The sequence below is a fragment of the Actinokineospora bangkokensis genome (assembly GCF_001940455.1).
Taxonomy (GTDB): Bacteria; Actinomycetota; Actinomycetes; order Mycobacteriales; family Pseudonocardiaceae; genus Actinokineospora; species Actinokineospora bangkokensis.
Map to the genome: position 1 here is coordinate 664,432 of NZ_MKQR01000028.1, position 19,138 is coordinate 683,569.

Consider the following 19,138-nt stretch of genomic DNA (forward strand, 5'->3'; position numbering starts at 1 on the left):
GTCCCAGCCCTGCCGGGCGGGTGCCGCTCAGACGTCGCGGGCGTGCAGTGCCGTTTGGACGACGAACGGGGGGCGGCTGCTGCCCATGACGCGGTAGCGGCCCCAGGGGTCCGGATCGGACAGCTCGCCGGGGGACTCGCCGCCGGGGGTGCGCAGCACGCAGGCGGTCTTGCGGCCCTGCACGGCCTCGGTGAGGGCCTGGTCGGTGGCGATGCGCCCGTACCAGCGGTAGCGGCCGTCGATGGGCTGGAAGTGGCCGCGCAGTTCCACCTGGACGGGGAACTCCTGGTCGTTGACGAGCAGGACGGCCTGGCCGGTGTAGCCGTCGTCCTCGGGGTGGTCAGCGCTCACGCCTCACGCTCCTGGGTGGCGGGGATGGCCGAGGGGTCGGGGGTGCCCAGCTTGACGACCTTGTTCACGTCGAGGGGCTTGTGCGGGTCGAGCACGTAGCCGTTCATCCGCATGGTGCCGTCGATGGCGGCCCAGATGGTCATGGTCAGGTACTCCACCACCGCGTCGCGGCTCATGGTGCGGCGCTCCAGCCACCAGTCACCGACGTTCTGCACCATGCCGACGATGCCGTGGCCCCAGACCTCGGCGCCGCCGGAGTCGAGGTGGAAGGCGCGCAGGTAGTCCCCGAGCAGGGCGGACAGCGCGTTGGCGATGACCTCCTTGTCCTCGGCCACGATGTCGGCGTCGATGCGCCGGTCGCCGAAGGTGCTGCGGACCAGCAGCCGGTAGAGGTTCGGGTACTCCTCGATGATCTCGAAGAAGGCGCTCAGGCTCTTGCGGATGCGCGGCAGCGGCGCCTCCTCCCGGTTCATCGCCGGGATCAGCCGCTCGAACAGGATCTCCGTGCCCCGGTGGCCCAGCGCCACGAACAGGTCGGCCTTGTCGGTGAAGTGCCGGTAGAGCACCGGCTTGGTCACCCCGGCCTCCGCGGCCACGTGCTCCATGCCCAGGTCAGGACCGTGCTCGTTGAGCGCGCGCAGGGCGGCCTCGACGAACTCCTCGCGCCGCGCCGCCCGGTGCGACTTCCACCGGTCCCGCCGGGCGTCGCCCGAACTCGGTTCGGCCGGGTCGGACCGGTCCCGCCCGGACCGGCCCGAGGTCGACGACCTGTGGCGCTTGACACGATCCGTCATGCGAATCATGCTACCAGAGGTAACTGTTACCGGAAGTTACGCACGTCTGGACGGAACGGGTCCGACGGCGCGGACGAGCCTGGAGGGGTGACTCACCGATGAGCCGCGCGACGCAGGTTGCCAAGGTAGCGGACCGGGACCGCACAGCGGCCCGGCTGCTCAAGTCCTCGGCGGACAAGTTCTACGACCCGGACGTCGACATCGACTGGGCGGCCCCCGTCGTCGACGGGCTGGCCTACCACCCCGAGCACCGGGTGTCGCTCTACGGCACCGAGCTGTGGGACCGGATGACCCCTGAGCAGCGCCTGGAGCTGGGCAAGCACGAGATCGCCAGCATCGCCAGCAACGGCATCTTCTTCGAGGTGCTGCTGATGCAGCTGCTGCTCAAGCAGGTCTACAAGAACGACCCGACCAGCGACCACGTGCACTACATGCTGGCCGAGATCGCCGACGAGTGCCGCCACTCGACCATGTTCGGCAAGGCGTGCAGGCGCTTCGGCGTGCCCGCCTACGGGCCGCGGCCCTGGGTGAAGCAGCTGGCCAAGCTGCTGCCCGCGCTGGCCCCCGGCGTCTCGGCCTACGCCGCGATCCTGGTCGCGGAGGAGGTGCTGGACCGGATGCAGCGGGAGAACATGTCCGACGAGGCGCTCCAGCCGCTGATCCGCATGGTCAACCGCATCCACGTGCTGGAGGAGGCCCGGCACGTCACCTTCGCCCGGCAGGAGGTGGTGCAGGGCATGGCCAAGGCGGGGCGGGTCGCCCGGCAGTACCACCGGGTGCTCACCGCGGTGGTGTCCTACTTCGTCATGCTGTGCCTGATCAACCCGCGGGTGTACGCCGCCGTCGGCCTCAACCCCCGGCAGGCGCGGCGGGCGGCCAAGGCGAACCCGCACTTCCGGGCGACGCTGCTGTTCTGGGGGGAGCGGATCATGGGCTTCCTCGACGAGGCGGGCCTGGTCGGCGGCCCGGCGATGCCGCTGTGGCGGGCCGCGGGGCTGGTCAAGTGACCAAGTCCACCGCCAAGTCCACCGCCAAGTCCACCGCCACCGGGTCCACCGCCGAGCCCTCCGCGACCCCGCCGAGCGCGATCGAGTCGATCACCACCTCCGACGGCGTCCGGCTGCACGTCGTGGTCGACGGGCCCGAGTCCGCGCCCGCGACGCTGGTCCTGCTGCACGGCTGGACGATGGACCACCACTCCTGGGACGACGCCGTCGAGCGGCTGCCCGGGCAGCGCGTGGTCCGGTTCGACTTCCGCGGCCACGGCGAGTCCGCCGCCGCGCCCCCCGGCACCGCCAAGATCTCCCGGCTGGCCGACGACCTGGCCGAGGTGATCGAGCGGTTCGCCCCGAGCGGCCCGCTGGTGCTCGCCGGGCACTCCATGGGCGGGATGACGCTGATGGCCTTCGCCGACCAGCACCCGCGGGTGGTCGAGCAGCGGGTGCTGGGCGTGGGGTTCGTCGCGACCACCTCCGGCGGGCTGTCCAAGCTGCGCCTGGGCCTGCCGCGCTGGGTGGCCGCGCCGGTGCTGTTCGGGGAGAAGGTCGTCAACCTGGGCCTGGCCAGGGTGCGCAAGCCCCGGCTGCTGGGCCGCTGGGCCGCGATCGCCCGGCCCGGGGTGCGGTGGCTGGTCTTCGGCCGCAAGCCGGTGCCCGGCCACATCGCGGAGACCGCGGCGGCGGTGGGCCGGTGCAACCCGGCGAACATGGTCGCCTTCCGCAACGACCTGAACCTGCACGAGCGCCTGCGGGCGCTGGGCACCTACCGCGGCGTGCGCGCGGTGGTGATGTCCGGCGGCCGCGACCGGCTCTGCCCGGTGCGCGACGGCAGGGTGATCGCCGACGCCCTGCCCGACGCGGAGTTCGCCGTCTACCCGGACGCGGGCCACATGCTCAACTACGAGCGGGTGGACGAGGTGGCGTCGCGGCTGTCGCGGCTGCTGGCCGCCGCGGTCGACACCCCGGCGCGCGCCACGGCCTGAGCGGGACCCGGTCCACCCCTCGTGGGGCGGGGTGGACCGGGACTACTCGCCGGTAGGTTTGCTGGCTACCTCGTAGTAACCTCGTGGGCGTGGCTGACATCTTCCGCACGTCCGACGGGGTGGCGCTGCACGTGGCCGACAGCGGCCCGGCCGGTGCCCCGCTCACCGTCGTCCTGGCGCACGGCTGGACCAGCGACCTGCGCGTCTGGGACGAGGTCGTCCCGCTGCTCACCCCGCACGCCAGGGTCCTGCGCTACGACCACCGCGGCCACGGGCGCTCCGGCCCGGCCCCGCGCGGCTCGGCCACCCTGCCCCGGCTGTCCACCGACCTCGCCGAGCTGCTGGCCGAGCGCGTGCCCACCGGCGAGGTCGTGCTCGTCGGGCACTCCATGGGCGGCATGACGATGATGTCGCTGGCCGAGACCCACCCCGACGTGGTGGCCTCGCTGGCGGGGGCGGTGTTCGTCTCCACCTCGGCCGCGGAGATGGACCAGCTCACCTTCGGCCTGCCCCGCCCGCTGGTGCGCGCGGTGATGAAGCGCCGCGGCAAGCCCCGCGCGCACGCCTCGGCCGCCGCGGTGGTCGAGGGCATGAACACCCGGGTCGACCACGACGCCGCCACCCCCGACACCGCTACCCCCGAGGTCGCCGCGCCGGAGATCGCCGGGGAGCCGGTGCTGGTCGACCGCGCCGCGCCGCGGGTCGGCAAGGTCCAGGAGGTCGCCAACCTGGCGTTCCTGCGCTGGCTCGTCTTCGGCTCGGTGTTCCGCATGGTCGACGTGCGCGCCGTGGCCGACCAGCTCGGCCGCTCGCACCGGGGCACCATCGGCGGCCTCCAGCGCGACATCCTGCGCCACCACTCCCGCGTCCCCGCGCTCGACGCCTACCAGGCGGTGCGCACCCAGGTGCTCGTCGGCGAGGCCGACCGGGTCACCCCGCTGGAGCACGCGCACGTCATCGCCAGGGCCCTGCCCGACACCGAGTTCGTCCGCTACCCCGGCGCGGGCCACATGCTCCCCTACGAGCGCGCCCCCGAACTGGCCAACCGCGTCCTGCGCCTGGTCCGCTCGGCCACCCGGGCCCCGCAGCACACGGTCTGAGACCCGGCGACGACAACGCCCCCCGGACCCTGGTCCGGGGGGCGTCGCTCGGTTGTCAGGGCGCGGTGCTCACTCCGGGCTGTGCAGCGGGAAGCCGCCGCCGATGCCGCGCCAGGCGAGGCTGGAGATGAGGTTGACCGCCTCCTCCTTGGGGAGCTTGCGGTTGTCGGAGAGCCACGCCATCGCCGCGACCTGGCTCACGCCCACCAGCCCCACGGCGAGCAGGCGCGCCCGGGGCTCGTCGAGGCCCGCGTCGGCGGTGATGGTGGTCGTGATGGCGTCGACGGCGGAGGAGGTGGCGCGGTCCACCGCGTCCTCGACCAGGGGCTCGCCGCGCAGGTCGGACTCGAAGACCAGGCGGAAGGCCTGGCTCTCGTTGTCGACGAAGTCGAAGTAGGCGCTGACGGCGTTGCGCACCCGGACCTTGTTGTCCGAGGTGGAGTCCATGGCCTCGGTGACCCGGCGGGTCAGCTCGTCGACGTGCTTGTCGAGCAGCGCCATGTACAGCTCGAGCTTGCCGGGGAAGTGCTGGTAGAGGACCGGCTTGCTGACCCCGGCGCGCTCGGCGATCTCGTCCATGCCCGCTGCGTGGTAGCCGTTGGCCGCGAAGACGTCCTGGGCGGCGGCGAGCAGCTGGGCGCGCCGCGCCGTGCGGGGGAGCCGGGCCCCTCGCCCCGCTCCGTTCTGCTGGACCGTCTCTGACATGCGCCTCCACCCTCGCTCACGTGCAGTCCTCCGGGCGGGCTGCCGACCCGAACGGGTGGCACGAGCTTACTCGTCAGTAACACAATCCGGGGAGCGGGGACCGGAAAAGTTCCCCCGGGGAGTGTGCCGTGCGCGGCACGCGCGCTCGCGGCGGGGGTGTGCGATCGCGGGCAGACTGGGGGGATGAACGCCCCCGCCACCAGCAGACCGACCCGGGCGCAACCGCTGACCCGGGTCCCGCTCTCCACCGCCGAGCTGCCGCCGGTCGACCCGTCGCTGCCCGCCTGGCCCGGCGAGGACGTGGAGTCCGCGGGCATCACCCTGCACGTGCGCCGCACCCCGGGCGAGGGACCCACCACAGCGGTGTACGTGCACGGCCTCGGTGGCGCCGCGGCCAACTGGACCGACCTGGCCGCGCAGCTGGCCGGGTACGCCCCGGGCATCGCCGTCGACCTGCCCGGCTTCGGCCGCTCCGCGCCCCCGGAGGGCTACCCGTACACCATCCAGGCGCACGCCGACGCGCTCGCGGACTGGTTGCGCGGCCTCGACCTGGGCCCGGTGCACCTGCTGGCGAACTCCATGGGCGGCACCATCACCGCCCACCTCGCCGCCCGCCACCCCGACCTGGTGCGCACCCTCACGCTGATCTCCCCGGCGGTGCCGGACCTGCGCCCCGACCCGCGCAGGCTCTCCGACCCGCGGATGGCCCTGGCGCTGCTGCCCGTCGTCGGCACCCGCGCGCGCCGCGAACTGGCCCGCACCACGCCGCGCCAGCGCGTGATGCAGATGCTCGACCTGTGCTTCGCCGACCCGGCCGGGGTGTCGCAGGAGCGGGTCGAGGAGACCGCCGCCGAGTACGCCGAGCGGGCCAAGCTCGCCTGGGCGAACCCCGCGCTGGCGCAGAGCACCCTGGGGCTCATCCGCTCCTGGCTGGCGCCGGGCACCCGGTCGATGTGGCGGGTGCTGCCGCGCATCACCGCCCCCTCGCTGGTGATCTGGGGCACCGAGGACAAGCTGGTCAGCGTCCGCAAGGCGCCGCGCACCGCCCGGCTGCTCGGCCGCGCCCGCCTGCTGGTGCTCCCGCGCACCGGGCACGTGGCGATGATGGAGCGGCCCGCCACCGTGGCCCGGGCCGTCCTCGGCCTGTGGGAGGGCGCGGAGTCCGACACCTGGTAGCCGCGCCTCCCCGCTCGCCCCAAACCCCTGATCGGCGCGAAACCCCTGATCGGGTGGTGCCGCTGCGGACGGCGGGTGGTGTGGCACAGTTGGTCGGGTGAGCCGAACGACGACGGGCGGGCTGGGTCCCGCGGACACGCCGTCCCGCTCCACCGACAGCGACCCGGACGGGGAGAGCGGGGCGACCGCGGCCGGGGGCGCGGACCGGCACCGCCGGGGCGGGCGCCGCTCGGCGGGTGAGCCGCTGGCCGCCTCCTGGCGCCCGGACCGCCCCGAGCGCCGTGAGCGGCCGCGGGGGGTGCGCGGTGTGCTGACCACCTACGGGTGGCGCGTCTACGCGCTGCCCGCGCTGGTCGCGGTCACCGCCCTGGTCGTCGTGCAGACGGCCGGGGACAAGGGCGGGGACGCCGCCGCGGCCACCCCCGGTCAGCAGGCACTGGTCACCGACGACGGGTCCACCGTCGACGCCGGGCCCCCGGTGGCCACCGAGCAGCCCGCCAAGCCGGTCGACGCGGGCGTGCCCACCGCCGACCTGCCCGCGGGCGGCCCGTTCACCCAGGCCGGGGCGGGCCGGTGGCACGGCGTGGCCGGGGAGACGGCCAAGGTCGGCGGCGCGGCCACGGTCTACACCTACACCGTCGAGGTCGAGGACGGCATCGACCCGTCCTCCTACGGCGGCGACGACGCGTTCGGCAAGCTCATCGACAGCACCCTGGCCGACCCGCGCGGGTGGACCAGCGGCGGGCAGATCGCGGTGCAGCGGGTGCAGCCCGGCTTCGCCAACCCGACGATGCGGATCAGCCTCACCTCGCCGGAGACCACCCACCGGATCTGCGGGTACTCCATCAAGTACGAGTCCTCGTGCTGGCAGTCCGACGAGGACCGGGTGGTGGTCAACCTGGCCCGGTGGGTGCGCGGCGCGGTGGTCTTCGACGGCGACATGCTCACCTACCGGCAGTACGCCATCAACCACGAGGTCGGGCACGCCTTCCGCAACAAGCACGTGGGCTGCGCGCAGGCCGGGGCGCTGGCGCCGGTGATGATGCAGCAGAGCTTCGGCGTGGCCAACGACTACGTCGCCGCGCTCAACCGCGCCGTGGGCCTCACCGACGCGGTCAAGTCCGACGGGCTGGTCTGCAAGCCCAACGCCTGGCCGAACCCGACGGCGCGCGCGGCGGGCTGACCTGCCGGGACGGCCGTCCCGGATCGTGGGAGGCGGGGAACAGCGCGTGGGATGCTGGTGTTGAGCCAGGCGTGTCAGCCCGCGCGCTGACCCGGACCCGGACCGCGTTCGAGGAGGAGCCGATGTCAGGCAGTTTGCCGCCGCTCGTTGAGCCAGCGGAGGAGCTGACGAAGGAGGAGGTGGCGCGCTACAGCCGCCACCTCATCATCCCCGACGTCGGGGTGGACGGGCAGAAGCGGCTGAAGAACGCCAAGGTGCTCGTGGTCGGCGCGGGCGGGCTGGGCAGCCCGGCGCTGCTGTACCTGGCCGCGGCGGGCGTGGGCACGCTGGGCATCGTCGACTTCGACGTCGTCGACGAGTCCAACCTCCAGCGCCAGGTCATCCACGGCCAGTCCGACGTCGGCAAGCCCAAGGCGGTCTCGGCCAAGGAGTCGATCGCCGAGATCAACCCGTTCGTCGCGGTGAACCTGCACGAGGAGCACCTGAACTCCACCAACGCGCTGGACATCTTCCGCGACTACGACCTGATCCTGGACGGCACGGACAACTTCGCCACCCGGTACCTGGTCAACGACGCCGCGGTGCTGCTCGGCAAGCCCTACGTGTGGGGCTCGATCTTCCGGTTCGAGGGCCAGGTCAGCGTCTTCTGGGAGGACGCCCCCGACGGCCGCGGCCTGAACTACCGCGACCTCTACCCGGTGCCGCCGCCGCCTGGGATGGTGCCCTCCTGCGCCGAGGGCGGCGTGCTGGGCGTGCTGTGCGCCTCCATCGGCTCGATCATGGTCACCGAGGCGATCAAGCTGCTGACCGGCATCGGTGAGCCGCTGCTGGGCCGCCTGATGGTCTACGACGCGCTGGAGATGTCCTACCGGACCATCAAGATCCGCAAGGACCCGGAGACCAAGCCGATCGAGGGCCTGATCGACTACGACGCGTTCTGCGGCGTGGTGTCCGACGACGCGCAGGCCGCGGCGGCGGGCAGCACCATCACCGCCCGAGAGCTCAAGGAGAAGTTCGACCGCGGCGACGACTTCGCCCTGATCGACGTCCGCGAGCCGCACGAGTACGAGATCGTGCGGATCGAGGGCTCCACGCTCATCCCCAAGGACCGGATCCTCTCCGGCGAGGCGTTCGCCGAGCTGCCCCAGGACAAGCCGATCGTGCTGCACTGCAAGTCCGGCGCGCGCTCGGCCGAGGCGCTGGCCGCCCTGCACAAGGCGGGCTTCAAGGACGCCGTGCACGTCGGCGGCGGCGTGCTGGGCTGGGCCCACGACGTCGACCCGAGCCTGCCGACCTACTAGCGCGACGACGCCCGACCGCGGCGCCCGGGTGCACGGCACCCGGGCGCCGCGGCGCGCCCGGGGCCCTCCCCGTGGTCTCGTTCGGGTGATCGAGGCCGCGACCGGGACACCCCCGGTGGGCCGGGTGGCGCGGTCCCGACCACCGCCACCTGCGAAGATCAACGCATCGGGCGCCGTGTCGCCGCCGTCTCAGCGGGGGTGGGACGGGTAGCGTCCAGCGCCGTGAGCACTCCGCCGCCGCCGCACGTCTGCGCCGCCTTCGGGGCCCGTGGGGTCGAGCCAGAGCTGGTCGACCTGGGGCCGGTGTGGCGCGCGGGGGACGTGGCGCTGCGGCAGGCGGTCAGCCCGGCCGAGGCCAGCTGGGTGGCCCAGACCCTCGGCGACCTCACCGTGCCGGACCTGCGGGTGGCCCGGCCGGTCCGCTCCAGCGACGGGCGCTACGTCGTCGGCGGCTGGATGGCCCACCGGTTCCTCGCCGGGCGCCCCGAGCCCCGCTACGACGAGGTGATCTCCGCCTCGCTGCGGCTGCACAAGGCCACCTCGCACCTGGCCCGCCCGCGCTTCCTGGGCACCCGCGCGGACGTGTTCGCCACCGCCGACCGGGTGGCCTGGGACGAGGAGCGCGGCGTCCGGCTGACCCCCGAGCTCGGCGGCAGGCTGTTCGACCTGTTCGCCGAGTACCGCCGCGACACCGACCTGACCCCGCAGGTGGTGCACGGCGACCTGTTCGGCAACGTGCTCTTCGACGGCGACGAGCCGCCCGCGATCATGGACTTCACCGCCTTCCACCGGCCGCCGGAGTGGGCGGCGGCGGTGGTCGTGGTCGACGCGATGGCCTGGGGCGGCGCCGACGACGCGCTGGCCAAGCGCTGGGCCCACCTGCAGGACTGGTCGCAGGCGCTGCTGCGCGCGCTGCTGTTCCGCTTGGCCGTGCACGCCCTGCACCCCAAGAGCACCTCGCGCTCGATGCGCGGGCTGGAGCGGGCCGCGCACCGCATCAGCCAGTTCGTCTGAGGTCACGGGGGATCCCCACCACCGCGCGGTGGTTCCCGTCGCCCCGCAACGCCCTCACACGCCCTGCCGCGCCGAGGTGCGCAAGACGTGCCACCGCTGTCACCCGGCGCCACGCGCGGGCAAAACGGGCTCCTTACGGTTCGCCCGACAGGCCAGCAGGAGGCCCGGAGGAGGACCGCATGAGTCTCACCGTCGACCCGCCCAGGAGCGCGGAGCAGGTGGCGCCGCGCACGGGGCGGTGGATCGAGCACTGGGAGCCGGAGAACGCCGAGTTCTGGGAGCGGACCGGGCGCAAGGTCGCCCGGCGCAACCTGGTGTGGTCGATCCTCGCCGAGCACCTGGGGTTCTCCATCTGGGTGCTGTGGTCGGTGGTGGTGCTCAACCTGTCCAACGCGGGCTTCGGCGGCGGCACCCCGTTCACCGCCAGCGAGCTGTTCTGGCTCACCGCCCTGCCCAACCTGGTCGGTTCCGCGCTGCGCATCCCCTACACCTTCGCGGTGCCGCGCTTCGGCGGCAGGCTCTGGACGATGATCAGCGCCGCGCTGCTGTTCGTGCCCACCGCGGCGCTGGCGGCGATGGTGCACTTCGACTTCGTCCGCGAGCAGTCGCACGACACCCAGTTCGCGATCATGCTGGTGCTCGCCTCGCTGGCGGGCGTCGGCGGCGGCAACTTCTCCTCGTCGATGGCCAACATCTCCTTCTTCTACCCGGAGAAGCAGAAGGGCCTCGCGCTCGGCCTCAACGCCGCGGGCGGCAACCTCGGCGTCGCCGTCGTGCAGCTGCTGACCCCGCTGGTGGTGATCATCGGGGTGCCCTACGCGGTGGCCAAGAACCCGGTGCACCCGGTGCACCTGGCCTACGCGGGCATCATGTGGATGCCGTTCATCGTGCTCGCCGTGCTGGGCGCCTACTTCCGGATGAACTCGCTGGTGGTGGCCAAGTCCGACAGCCGCTCGTACCTGTCGTGCCTGCGCGAGCGGCACACCTGGGTGATGTCGGTGCTCTACATCGGCACCTTCGGCTCGTTCATCGGGTTCTCCTTCGCGCTGCCGCTGGTGATCAAGCTGACCTTCCCGGAGTTCCTGGCGCAGAACCCGTTCATCGGCACCTACCTGGCGGGCCTGGGCTTCCTCGGCGCGCTGGTCGGCTCGGTGACCCGGCCCTTCGGCGGGTGGCTGTCGGACCGGCTCGGCGGCGCCAGGGTGACGCTGGGGGTGTTCGTGGCCATGGCGGGGTTCACCGCGCTGGCCCTGATCGGGGTGAACCAGCGCAGCTTCCCGCTTTTCTTCGCCTCCTACCTGGTGATCTTCGCGCTCTCCGGCGCGGGCAACGGCTCCACCTACCGGATGATCCCGGTGATCTTCGGTGAGGTCGGCCGCAAGCGCCTGCCCACCAGCGGGCTCTCCGCGCAGGAGAGCGCGCTGAAGTACAAGCGGATGTCGGCGGCGGTCATCGGCATCGCCGGGGCCATCGGCGCCTTCGGCGGCTTCCTCATCCAGCAGATCTTCCGGTTGGCCAGCCTGCCGGTGAGCAGCGCGGTCACCGCGGCCAAGACCCCTGAGGCCAAGGCCGCCGCCGCGGAGGCCAACGCCACCTGGTCGACCTCCGCGCTGTGGGTGTTCATCGCCGCCTACGCCGTCTTCGCCGTGATGACCTGGTTCTTCTACCTGCGCAAGGCCGACGCGGACAGCATCGCCCACGCGCGCATCTGAAGCCCCCCGCGCGTCCCCGGTCGGGTGGCCAGCGCCACCCACCGGGGGCCCGCACAGGTCGCTGACCTGGGCGGGGAGGGCCATGTAACAGCTGTGACACCGATCGGACGCCCGTGCGACACGGGCCGATCGGACCATCGTGACGAGCAGTCAGCGGGCGGCGCGACCGCCCGGACGCCGACAGTGGAGGGAGCACCCGGGATGCCGCGCACGCTCGTGGTCATCGGGAACGGGATGGTCGGGCACCGGGTGGTGCAGGCGCTCCGCGACCGCGACACCGCCGGGGGGTGGCGCGTGGTCGTGCTCGCCGAGGAGGCCAGGCCCGCCTACGACCGGGTCGCGCTGACCTCCTACGTCGACGGGTGGGACCCGCTGTCCTTGCAGCTCGACGGCGCGGAGTTCACCGGCGACGCCGCGGTGGAGCTGGTGCTGGGCGACGCGGTGACCGCCGTCGACCGGGCCGGGCGCACCGTGACCACCGCCGCCGGGCGCACCGTGGCCTACGACGCGCTGGTGCTGGCCACCGGCTCGGCGCCGTTCGTGCCCCCGGTGCCCGGCCGCGACCTGCCCGGCTGCCACGTCTACCGCACCATCGACGACCTCGACGCCATCCGCGCCGACGTCGAGCGGGCCAGGGTGGGCCGCGGTCGCGGCGCGGCGATGGTCGTCGGCGGCGGCCTGCTCGGGCTGGAGGCGGCCAAGGCGCTGCGCGACATGGGCGTGTCCCCGCACGTGGTGGAGCTGGCGCCGCGGCTGATGCCGCTGCAGGTCGACGAGGGCGGCGGCGCGCTGCTCAAGCGGCTGGTGGAGGGCCTGGACGTCACCGTGCACGCGGGCACCTCCACCGCGGCCATCGAGCCCGACCGGGGGCGGCTGCTGGCCAAGCTGGCCAACGGCACCGAGCTCGACCTGGACCTGGTGGTGTTCTCCGCGGGCATCCGCCCCCGCGACCAGCTCGCCCGCGACTGCGGACTGGCGGTGGGCGAGCGCGGCGGGGTCGTGGTGGACGAGGGCTGCCGCACCTCCGACCCGCACGTCTACGCGGTGGGCGAGTGCGCGAGCCTCGACGGCCGCGTCTACGGCCTGGTCGCCCCCGGCTACTCGATGGCCGAGGTGGTGGCCGACCGGCTGCTCGGCGGCTCGGCCACCTTCCCCGGCGCTGACCTGTCCACCAAGCTCAAGCTGATGGGCGTGGACGTGGCCTCCTTCGGCGACGCGCACGCCACCACGGAGGGCGCGCTCGAGGTCGTCGTGAACGACGCCGTGCGGGGCACGTACAAGAAGCTCGTGGTCTCCGACGACGCCAAGACGCTGCTCGGCGGCGTGCTCGTCGGCGACGCCGCCGACTACGCCCTGCTGCGCCCGCTGGTGGGCCGCGCGCTGCCCGGTGACCCCGGCGCGCTGCTGGCCCCGGCGGGCGGCGGTGGCGGTGGGGTCGGCGTGGACGCGCTGCCCGACGAGGCCCAGGTCTGCTCCTGCAACGCCGTCACCAAGGGCGACATCCGCACCGCGGTGCACGAGCAGGGGTGCGCCGACGTCCCGGGGCTCAAGGCGTGCACCAGGGCGGGCACCTCGTGCGGGTCGTGCGTGCCGATGCTCAAGCAGCTGCTGACCTCTTTCGGCGTCGAGCAGTCCACGGCGCTGTGCGAGCACTTCACCCAGTCCCGCGCCGAGCTGTTCGAGGTCGTGCGGGTCACCGGGATCACCACGTTCAGCAGGCTGGTCCAGGAGCACGGCCGGGGCAGGGGGTGCGACATCTGCAAGCCCGCGGTGGCCTCCATCCTGGCCTCGCTGGGCGGCGGGCACATCCTCGACGGCGGCCAGGGCGCGTTGCAGGACACCAACGACAAGTACCTGGCGAACATGCAGCGCAACGGCACCTACTCGGTGGTGCCGCGCATCCCCGGCGGCGAGATCACCCCGGAGAAGCTGATCGTCATCGGCCAGGTGGCGCGCGACTTCGGGCTCTACACCAAGATCACCGGCGGGCAGCGGATCGACCTGTTCGGCGCCACGGTCGACCAGCTCCCGCTGATCTGGCGGCGGCTGGTCGACGCCGGGTTCGAGTCCGGGCACGCCTACGGCAAGGCGCTGCGCACGGTGAAGTCGTGCGTGGGCAGCACGTGGTGCCGCTACGGCGTGCAGGACTCGGTGGGGCTGGCCGTGGAGCTGGAGCTGCGCTACCGCGGCCTGCGCTCGCCGCACAAGCTGAAGTCCGGTGTCTCCGGGTGCGCCCGCGAGTGCGCCGAGGCGCGCAGCAAGGACTTCGGCATCATCGCCACCGACAACGGTTGGAACCTGTACGTGGGGGGCAACGGCGGCACCATGCCCCGGCACGCCGACCTGCTCGTGTCCGAAGTGGACAAGGAGACGCTGCTGCGGGTGATCGACCGGTTCCTGGTGTTCTACATCCGCACCGCCGACCGCCTCCAGCGCACCTCCGCCTGGCTCGACGCGATGGAGGGCGGCCTCGACCACCTCCGCGACGTCGTGGTGCACGACAGCCTCGGCCTGTGCGCGGAGCTGGAGGCGCAGATGGCGGCGCACGTCGACGGCTACGCCGACGAGTGGGCCGCGGTGCTCGACGACCCGGAGAAGCTCGCCCGCTTCTCGTCTTTCGTCAACGCGCCCGGCGCGCCGGACCCGACGATCTCCTTCCGCGAGGAGCGGGGGCAGCGGGTCCCGGTGCTGCTGGGCGTCCCGGAGGTGAGCTCGCGATGACCGCGGTGGACAGCGCCACGGCGACAAGCACGGGGAACGGCACGGGGATCGACGCGTGGACCGAGGTGTGCCCGCTCGACGCCGTCCCGGTGGAGGAGGGCCGGGCGGTGCTGCTGCCCGACGGCACCCAGGTCGCCGTGTTCCGAACGCATGACGACCAGGTTCACGCCCTGTGCAACGTCGATCCGTTCAGCGGCGCCGCGGTACTCTCCCGCGGCATCGTCGGGGACCTCGGCGGCGTCCCCGTCGTCGCGTCGCCGATGCACAAGCAGCACTTCGACCTGCGCACCGGGGCGTGCGTCGAGGACGCCTCGGTGGTCGTCGCCACGTACCCGGTGCGGGTCCGGGGTGGCACCATCTGCCTGGGGCGAACGTGACCGCGCTCCTGGAGGTTCGCGACGTGACAGACCCGCAGACCGCTCCGCTCGCCGGGTACACCGTGGGGGTGACAGCGGCCCGCCGGGCCGACGAGCTCGGCGCGCTGATGGAGCGCAAGGGCGCCACCGTGGTGCACGGCCCGGCCATCCGCATCATCCCGCTGGCCGACGACAGCGAGCTGCTGGCCGCCACCACCCGGCTGGTCGAGGACCCGGTGCCGGTGGACGTGGCGGTGGCCACCACCGGCATCGGCTTCCGCGGCTGGGTGGAGGCCGCCGAGGGCTGGGGCCTCGGCGACCGGCTCATCGCGGCGCTGGGCCGCTCCCGGGTGCTCGCCCGCGGCCCCAAGGCCAAGGGCGCGGTGCGCGCGGCGGGCCTGACCGAGGACTGGTCGCCGGAGTCCGAGGCCAGCGCCGAGCTGCTGGCGCACCTGCTGGAGGGCGGCGTGGCGGGCAAGCGGATCGCGGTGCAGATCCACGGCGAGCCGCTGCGCGAGTTCATCGACGCGCTGCGCGCCGCGGGCGCCGACGTGGTCGAGGTCCCGGTGTACCGGTGGACCGGCCCGGCCGACCCCGGCCCGCTGGAGCGGCTCATCGAGGCGGTGCTGGGCGGCCAGGTCGACGCGCTGACGTTCACCAGCGCCCCGGCCGCGGCCAGCGTGCTGGAGACCGCCGACCGGCTCGGCCGCTTCGACCAGCTCGTCACCACCCTCACCGACCGGGTGCTGGTGGTCGGCGTCGGCCACATCACCGCCGCCCCGCTGACCCGGCTGGGCATCCCGGTGGTGTGCCCGGAGCGGGCCCGCATCGGCGCCCTGGTGCGCGAGCTGGCGGTGGCCCTGCCCGCCCGCGCCCAGCGGTTCACCGTCTGCGCCAGCGAGGTGGAGCTGCGCGGGCAGGCGGTGGTGGTCGACGGCGACCTGCGGCCCGTGCCGCCCGCCCCGATGGCCCTGCTGCGCGCGCTGGCCGCCGACCCGGGCCGGGTGCTGTCGCGCCCCGCGCTCGTCGGCGTGCTGCGCCGCCACTCCGGGCGGGAGGTCGGCGTCGACGAGCACGCGGTGGAGACGGCCGTGGGCAGGCTGCGCGCCGCCCTGGGCGCGCCGGGGCTGGTGCAGACCGTGGTCAAGCGCGGCTACCGGTTGGCGGTGCCGGTCCCGTGACCCTCGTGCTCGTCGCGCACGGCACCCGCGCGCCCGGGGGCGCCCAGGTCGTGCAGGCGGTGGCCGACCAGGTCCGCGACCTGCTGCCGGAGGTCCCGGTCAAGGTCGCCTTCGCCGACGTGCGCGCCCCCGACGTGACCGCCGTGCTGCGGGCGGTGCGCGGCCCGGCCGTGGTCGTGCCCGCCTTCCTCGCCTCGGGCTACCACGTGCGGGTGGACGTGCCGGAGCAGGTCGCCCGGTCCGGGGCCGGGGCGGTCACGATCGCCCCCGCGCTGGGCCCGGCGCCCGCGCTGGTGCTGGCCATGCACGAGCGGCTGGTGGACGCGGGCTGGCGGCCCGGGGACACCGTCGTGCTCGCCGCCGCCGGGTCCTCCGACCCGCGCGCGCTCGCGGACGTGCGCCGGGCGGCGGTGCTGCTCGGCGCACGCACGGGGTCGGTGGTGCGCGTCGGGTACGCGGCCACGGCCCAGCCGTCGGTGGCCGAGGTCGTCGCCGCCGCGCGCGGGCGCGTGGCCGTCGCGTCGTGGTTGCTGGCGCCCGGGTTGTTCCACCGCGCGGTCGCCTCGTGCGGGGCGGACGTGGTGGCCGAGCCCCTCGGTGACCACCCGCGGGTGGCGGACCTGGTCGTGCGCCGCTACCTGGAGGCGGTCGTCTACCGCGGTGGACGCAACCAGGGCTGGGGTCTCGCCGTCTGAGTGCGGTGTGGGGCGCGGGCCCCAGCCGGACGGAGGTCGTGGACGTGAGCGGGAAGCGTTACCGGTTAACGGGTTTGATCGCGGTCGCGTTAGGACTGTGCACTGTCGCGGCGTGCGGGCCGGGGTCGGCCAACGTCGCCCCGACGCCCTCGTCGTCGGCCGCGGCGAAGACCTCGGAACGGCCGGTCGCGCAGACCGAGGAGTCCGAGGCGTCGGAGGCGTCGGGGGAGCCGGAGACCACGACCAAGCGGCCCAGGGCCACGATGGCGCTGCCGCCGCGCACGACCACCGCGGCGCCGGTGGACCCGGGCATCCCCGACGTCGACCAGTCCTTGCCCGCGCAGTACTGCGACCGGCGGTTCAAGGGCGCCCTGGGCAAGCCGATGCTGGCGGTGGTGGTGGAGACGCCCGGCGGGGTCCTCGACTGCGAGGAGGCCGCGTCGATCCTGTTCGACTACTACGCCGCCCGGCGCGAGCCCGAGACGGGCCTGCCGCCGTTCGAGATCGGCCCGCTGCGCTGCAACCAGGTCGCCGAGCCGGACCTGCCGCAGGTGGTGTGCGCCGACGCCGACAACCTCATCTACTCGATGTGGCCGCAGGGCGAGTAGCCGCGCGGAATAGCCGCCGCGACCGCGCGGTTGACACGGGCGCACACCGCGACCAGGGAGGTGCCCCGTGCAGGACGTGTTCTCGATGCTCGACCTCGCCCGCTTCCACCAGGACAGCGGCGACCACATCGCGGCCACCCGGCTGCTGGCGCGAGCCGCCGAGCTGGAGCCCGCGGCGGTGTCGATCCTGACCGAGCTGACCCGCTCGCAGCTGCGCACCGCGGCGCTCACCGCCGCCGAGCGCACCGCCCGCCGCATCGTCGAACTGGCCCCGGCCGACGCCTACGGGCACGTGCTGCTCGGCCGCGCGCTGGCCAGGCAGGGCAAGCACCGCGAGGCGCTGCCGCACCTGCGGCTCGCCTCGACGATGAGCGGCGAGTGGCAGGAGCTGGTCGAGGCCAGCGAGGAGCGGATGCGCTCCGCGGCGGCCTAGTCGGTGCCCTCGGTTTCCGCTGCTTCTTCTGTCTCCGCTGTTTCTCCTGTCTCCTCGGTGAAGACGCAGAACGGGTGGCCGTCCGGGTCGTAGCAGACCCGGACGTGCTCCTGCGGCTGGAAGTCCGCGACCGCGCCGCCCGCGGCGCGCACCCGGGCCACCGCGTCGTCCAGGTCGTCCACCTCGATGTCCAGGTGCGTCTGCATCTGCTGACCGTCCTCGGTGGACGGCCAGGACGGCTTGCGGTGCAGCGGTTCGAACTGGAACGACAGCCCCGCGCCGCCGCCCGCGGGCCGCAGCGTGACCCACTCCGGGTCGTCCTTGCCGATCGACCAGCCCAGCAGCGCGGCGTAGAAGCGGGCGAGGGCGCGCGGGTCCCGCGAGTCGAGCACGGTGGCGGTCAACTCCACGGCCACACCACCTTCGCGGGCGCCAGCATCGCCAGCGAGGCCTCCCACAGCCGGGCGGCGAGGTCGGCGTCGCGGGCGGCCTTGCTCGGCACCTCCGGCACCGCGGGCCCGAAGGTGATCCGCAGCGGCCCGTACAGCGCGCCCTGGAAGGCGTCCGGGTCGGTGGCCGCGCGCAGCGTCGGCACCGCGCCCGCCGCGGCCGACTGCGAGAAGAAGGTGTCGCCCACCCGGGTCAGCAGCGCCGAGAAGCCCGGCTCGTCCTTGCCCAGCTCGGTCTTGGCGTACCCGGGGTGCGCGGCGGTGGACAGGGTGTCGTGCCCGGCGGCGCCGAGCCTGCGGCCGAGCTCCTGGGTGAACAGGATGTTGGCCAGCTTGGACTGGAAGTAGGCGGGCCAGCGCCGGTAGCCGCGCTCGAAGTTGACGTCGTCGAAGCGGATGCGGCCCGGCCGGTGCGCCATGCTCGTCACCGTCACCACCCGCGCGCCGGGCGTCGCCACGAGCTGGGGGAGCAAACGCAGCGTGAGCGCCATGTGACCCAGGTGGTTGACGCCGAACTGGGTCTCGAACCCGTCCGCCGTGCGCCCCTCGCCCACCGCCATCAGGCCCGCGTTGTTGATGAGCAGGTCCAGCCGGTCGTGGGCGAAAGCGCTGGCGAAGCCCTCCACCGACGCCTGGTCGGCCAGGTCCAGCTCGGCCAGCTCCAGCTGCTCGGCGGGGACGCCCAGGCCCACCAGGCGGTCGCGGCCCGCGGCGGCCTTGCGCTGGTCGCGGCAGGCCATGACCACCGTCGCGCCGCGCTGGGCCAGGATGCGCGTGGTCTCCAACCCGAGGCCGGTGTTGGCCCCGGTGACCACCGCGAGCGCGCCGGGCACCCGGGGGACGTCCTGCTCGTGCCACGCGCTCATGCGGTCATCTCCTTCGACGGGCGGCGGACGCCACCCATCGTCCCCCACCCGCCGCCCGGGCGCGGTCCGGCCCTCTGGTGACGGTCCGAGCGCGGGGGGTCACGTAGCTTCGTCGTAACACAATGCAACCATTCGGGTCCTTGTGACCATGAAACTCGGCTGAAAGAGTGAATCGCACTGCAAGCGACGCCGGTTCCCGCGCGGGCCCACCCGCCCGGCGCCGCGATCCCCGATCAAGCAGAAGGTGACCCCTGATGACGCTCGCCCACGAGGCCCCTGCCGTCTTCGGCCGCATCGCCGCAGCCAAGGAACTCGAGCACGCGCACAACACCGAGCAGGCCAGCCGCGCCACCCGCACCGTCGCCGACCACGCCAGCGACGCCGCCGACTGCCAGTTCCTCCTGGAGATGCTGGGCCTGGACCCCGCCCTCGGCAAGCGCTGCTGACACCCGGCCGTGACGGCACTGGGGGCCGTCACCGCCGAACCCGCTGCGGCCGCGCGCCGGGCGGGT

20 protein-coding genes are annotated in these 19,138 nt (G+C 73.7%); 15 read left to right on the top strand and 5 right to left on the bottom strand.

Annotation, left to right across the window (positions count from 1 at the left end; genetic code table 11):
• Positions 1–27 precede the first annotated feature (27 nt).
• Both BJP25_RS30090 and BJP25_RS30095 read right to left on the bottom strand, forming a co-directional pair.
• Positions 28–351, bottom strand: a complete 324-nt coding sequence (locus BJP25_RS30090) for a DUF4873 domain-containing protein (protein ID WP_075978357.1) — start codon at positions 349–351, stop codon at positions 28–30.
• On the bottom strand, positions 348–1,154 hold the full coding sequence (locus BJP25_RS30095) for a TetR/AcrR family transcriptional regulator (RefSeq protein WP_075978358.1): 807 nt from the start codon (positions 1,152–1,154) through the stop codon (positions 348–350). The genes BJP25_RS30090 and BJP25_RS30095 overlap by 4 nt, the downstream gene beginning before the upstream one ends.
• Positions 1,155–1,243: 89 nt before the next feature.
• Here BJP25_RS30095 and BJP25_RS30100 point away from each other — a divergent pair, with 89 nt between their 5' ends.
• From BJP25_RS30100 to BJP25_RS30110, 3 genes are all read left to right on the top strand, one after another.
• A complete protein-coding gene (locus BJP25_RS30100) occupies positions 1,244–2,152 on the top strand; it encodes an AurF N-oxygenase family protein (RefSeq protein WP_075978359.1) in 909 nt (302 codons plus the stop codon).
• Positions 2,149–3,126: an alpha/beta fold hydrolase gene (locus BJP25_RS30105; RefSeq protein WP_233158336.1), complete on the top strand. Its 978-nt coding sequence runs from the start codon at positions 2,149–2,151 to the stop codon at positions 3,124–3,126. Before BJP25_RS30100 ends, BJP25_RS30105 begins: the two co-directional genes overlap by 4 nt.
• 89 nt (positions 3,127–3,215) lie before the next feature.
• Positions 3,216–4,226 (top strand): alpha/beta fold hydrolase, encoded by a 1,011-nt coding sequence (locus BJP25_RS30110; protein WP_158075730.1) that lies wholly within the window; start codon positions 3,216–3,218, stop codon positions 4,224–4,226.
• Between the two features lie 69 nt (positions 4,227–4,295).
• Here BJP25_RS30110 and BJP25_RS30115 read toward each other — a convergent pair whose 3' ends face one another.
• Positions 4,296–4,931, bottom strand: a complete 636-nt coding sequence (locus BJP25_RS30115; RefSeq protein WP_075978361.1) for a TetR/AcrR family transcriptional regulator — start codon at positions 4,929–4,931, stop codon at positions 4,296–4,298.
• A 183-nt stretch (positions 4,932–5,114) separates the two neighbouring features.
• Between BJP25_RS30115 and BJP25_RS30120 the strand changes: the two genes are divergently transcribed.
• The 11 genes from BJP25_RS30120 (at position 5,115) to BJP25_RS30175 (ending at position 17,311) form a co-directional block, all read left to right on the top strand.
• Positions 5,115–6,107 carry an alpha/beta fold hydrolase gene (locus tag BJP25_RS30120; protein WP_075978362.1) on the top strand — a complete coding sequence of 331 codons (993 nt, stop codon included), beginning with the start codon at positions 5,115–5,117 and terminating at the stop codon, positions 6,105–6,107.
• A gap of 97 nt (positions 6,108–6,204) precedes the next feature.
• Positions 6,205–7,290 carry a DUF3152 domain-containing protein gene (locus BJP25_RS30125; protein WP_198943631.1) on the top strand — a complete coding sequence of 362 codons (1,086 nt, stop codon included), beginning with the start codon at positions 6,205–6,207 and terminating at the stop codon, positions 7,288–7,290.
• Between the two features lie 122 nt (positions 7,291–7,412).
• Positions 7,413–8,591: an adenylyltransferase/sulfurtransferase MoeZ gene (gene moeZ / locus BJP25_RS30130; protein ID WP_075978549.1), complete on the top strand. Its 1,179-nt coding sequence runs from the start codon at positions 7,413–7,415 to the stop codon at positions 8,589–8,591.
• A gap of 222 nt (positions 8,592–8,813) precedes the next feature.
• Complete coding sequence (locus BJP25_RS30135; RefSeq protein WP_075978363.1) at positions 8,814–9,605, top strand: TIGR02569 family protein; 792 nt, start codon at positions 8,814–8,816, stop codon at positions 9,603–9,605.
• A gap of 179 nt (positions 9,606–9,784) precedes the next feature.
• Positions 9,785–11,317, top strand: coding sequence for an MFS transporter (locus BJP25_RS30140; RefSeq protein WP_075978364.1), 1,533 nt, complete (start codon positions 9,785–9,787; stop codon positions 11,315–11,317).
• A 201-nt stretch (positions 11,318–11,518) separates the two neighbouring features.
• On the top strand, positions 11,519–14,038 hold the full coding sequence (nirB, locus tag BJP25_RS30145) for a nitrite reductase large subunit NirB (protein WP_075978365.1): 2,520 nt from the start codon (positions 11,519–11,521) through the stop codon (positions 14,036–14,038).
• A complete protein-coding gene (gene nirD / locus BJP25_RS30150; protein WP_075978366.1) occupies positions 14,035–14,415 on the top strand; it encodes a nitrite reductase small subunit NirD in 381 nt (126 codons plus the stop codon). Before nirB ends, nirD begins: the two co-directional genes overlap by 4 nt.
• Before the next feature lie 23 nt (positions 14,416–14,438).
• Positions 14,439–15,575, top strand: a complete 1,137-nt coding sequence (locus BJP25_RS30155) for a uroporphyrinogen-III synthase (protein WP_075978550.1) — start codon at positions 14,439–14,441, stop codon at positions 15,573–15,575.
• The gene (locus BJP25_RS30160; protein ID WP_075978367.1) at positions 15,572–16,270 is read left to right on the top strand and encodes a sirohydrochlorin chelatase; all 699 of its coding nucleotides are present in this window, start codon (positions 15,572–15,574) and stop codon (positions 16,268–16,270) included. The genes BJP25_RS30155 and BJP25_RS30160 overlap by 4 nt, the downstream gene beginning before the upstream one ends.
• Before the next feature lie 263 nt (positions 16,271–16,533).
• Positions 16,534–16,878, top strand: coding sequence for a hypothetical protein (locus BJP25_RS30170; protein WP_075978369.1), 345 nt, complete (start codon positions 16,534–16,536; stop codon positions 16,876–16,878).
• Between the two features lie 67 nt (positions 16,879–16,945).
• The gene (locus BJP25_RS30175; RefSeq protein WP_084794714.1) at positions 16,946–17,311 is read left to right on the top strand and encodes a hypothetical protein; all 366 of its coding nucleotides are present in this window, start codon (positions 16,946–16,948) and stop codon (positions 17,309–17,311) included.
• Here the strand turns inward: BJP25_RS30175 and BJP25_RS30180 are convergent.
• Positions 17,308–17,721: a VOC family protein gene (locus tag BJP25_RS30180; RefSeq protein ID WP_075978552.1), complete on the bottom strand. Its 414-nt coding sequence runs from the start codon at positions 17,719–17,721 to the stop codon at positions 17,308–17,310. The two genes, BJP25_RS30175 and BJP25_RS30180, sit on opposite strands and share 4 nt — an antisense overlap.
• Positions 17,712–18,626: an oxidoreductase gene (locus BJP25_RS30185; RefSeq protein WP_075978370.1), complete on the bottom strand. Its 915-nt coding sequence runs from the start codon at positions 18,624–18,626 to the stop codon at positions 17,712–17,714. Before BJP25_RS30185 ends, BJP25_RS30180 begins: the two co-directional genes overlap by 10 nt.
• 254 nt (positions 18,627–18,880) lie before the next feature.
• Between BJP25_RS30185 and BJP25_RS30190 the strand changes: the two genes are divergently transcribed.
• On the top strand, positions 18,881–19,072 hold the full coding sequence (locus BJP25_RS30190; RefSeq protein ID WP_075978371.1) for a hypothetical protein: 192 nt from the start codon (positions 18,881–18,883) through the stop codon (positions 19,070–19,072).
• Positions 19,073–19,138: the final 66 nt, after the last annotated feature.

Excerpts from the sequence above, each read along its gene's own strand:
- nirD (WP_075978366.1), top strand. The coding sequence starts at position 14,035 with ATGACCGCGGTGGACAGCGCCACGGCGACAAGCACGGGGAACGGCACG.
- BJP25_RS30120 (WP_075978362.1), top strand. The coding sequence starts at position 5,115 with ATGAACGCCCCCGCCACCAGCAGACCGACCCGGGCGCAACCGCTGACC.
- BJP25_RS30170 (WP_075978369.1), top strand. The coding sequence starts at position 16,534 with ATGGCGCTGCCGCCGCGCACGACCACCGCGGCGCCGGTGGACCCGGGC.
- nirB (WP_075978365.1), top strand. The coding sequence starts at position 11,519 with ATGCCGCGCACGCTCGTGGTCATCGGGAACGGGATGGTCGGGCACCGG.
- moeZ (WP_075978549.1), top strand. The coding sequence starts at position 7,413 with ATGTCAGGCAGTTTGCCGCCGCTCGTTGAGCCAGCGGAGGAGCTGACG.
- BJP25_RS30115 (WP_075978361.1), bottom strand. The coding sequence starts at position 4,931 with ATGTCAGAGACGGTCCAGCAGAACGGAGCGGGGCGAGGGGCCCGGCTC.
- BJP25_RS30140 (WP_075978364.1), top strand. The coding sequence starts at position 9,785 with ATGAGTCTCACCGTCGACCCGCCCAGGAGCGCGGAGCAGGTGGCGCCG.
- BJP25_RS30095 (WP_075978358.1), bottom strand. The coding sequence starts at position 1,154 with ATGATTCGCATGACGGATCGTGTCAAGCGCCACAGGTCGTCGACCTCG.
- BJP25_RS30100 (WP_075978359.1), top strand. The coding sequence starts at position 1,244 with ATGAGCCGCGCGACGCAGGTTGCCAAGGTAGCGGACCGGGACCGCACA.
- BJP25_RS30190 (WP_075978371.1), top strand. The coding sequence starts at position 18,881 with ATGACGCTCGCCCACGAGGCCCCTGCCGTCTTCGGCCGCATCGCCGCA.
- BJP25_RS30185 (WP_075978370.1), bottom strand. The coding sequence starts at position 18,626 with ATGAGCGCGTGGCACGAGCAGGACGTCCCCCGGGTGCCCGGCGCGCTC.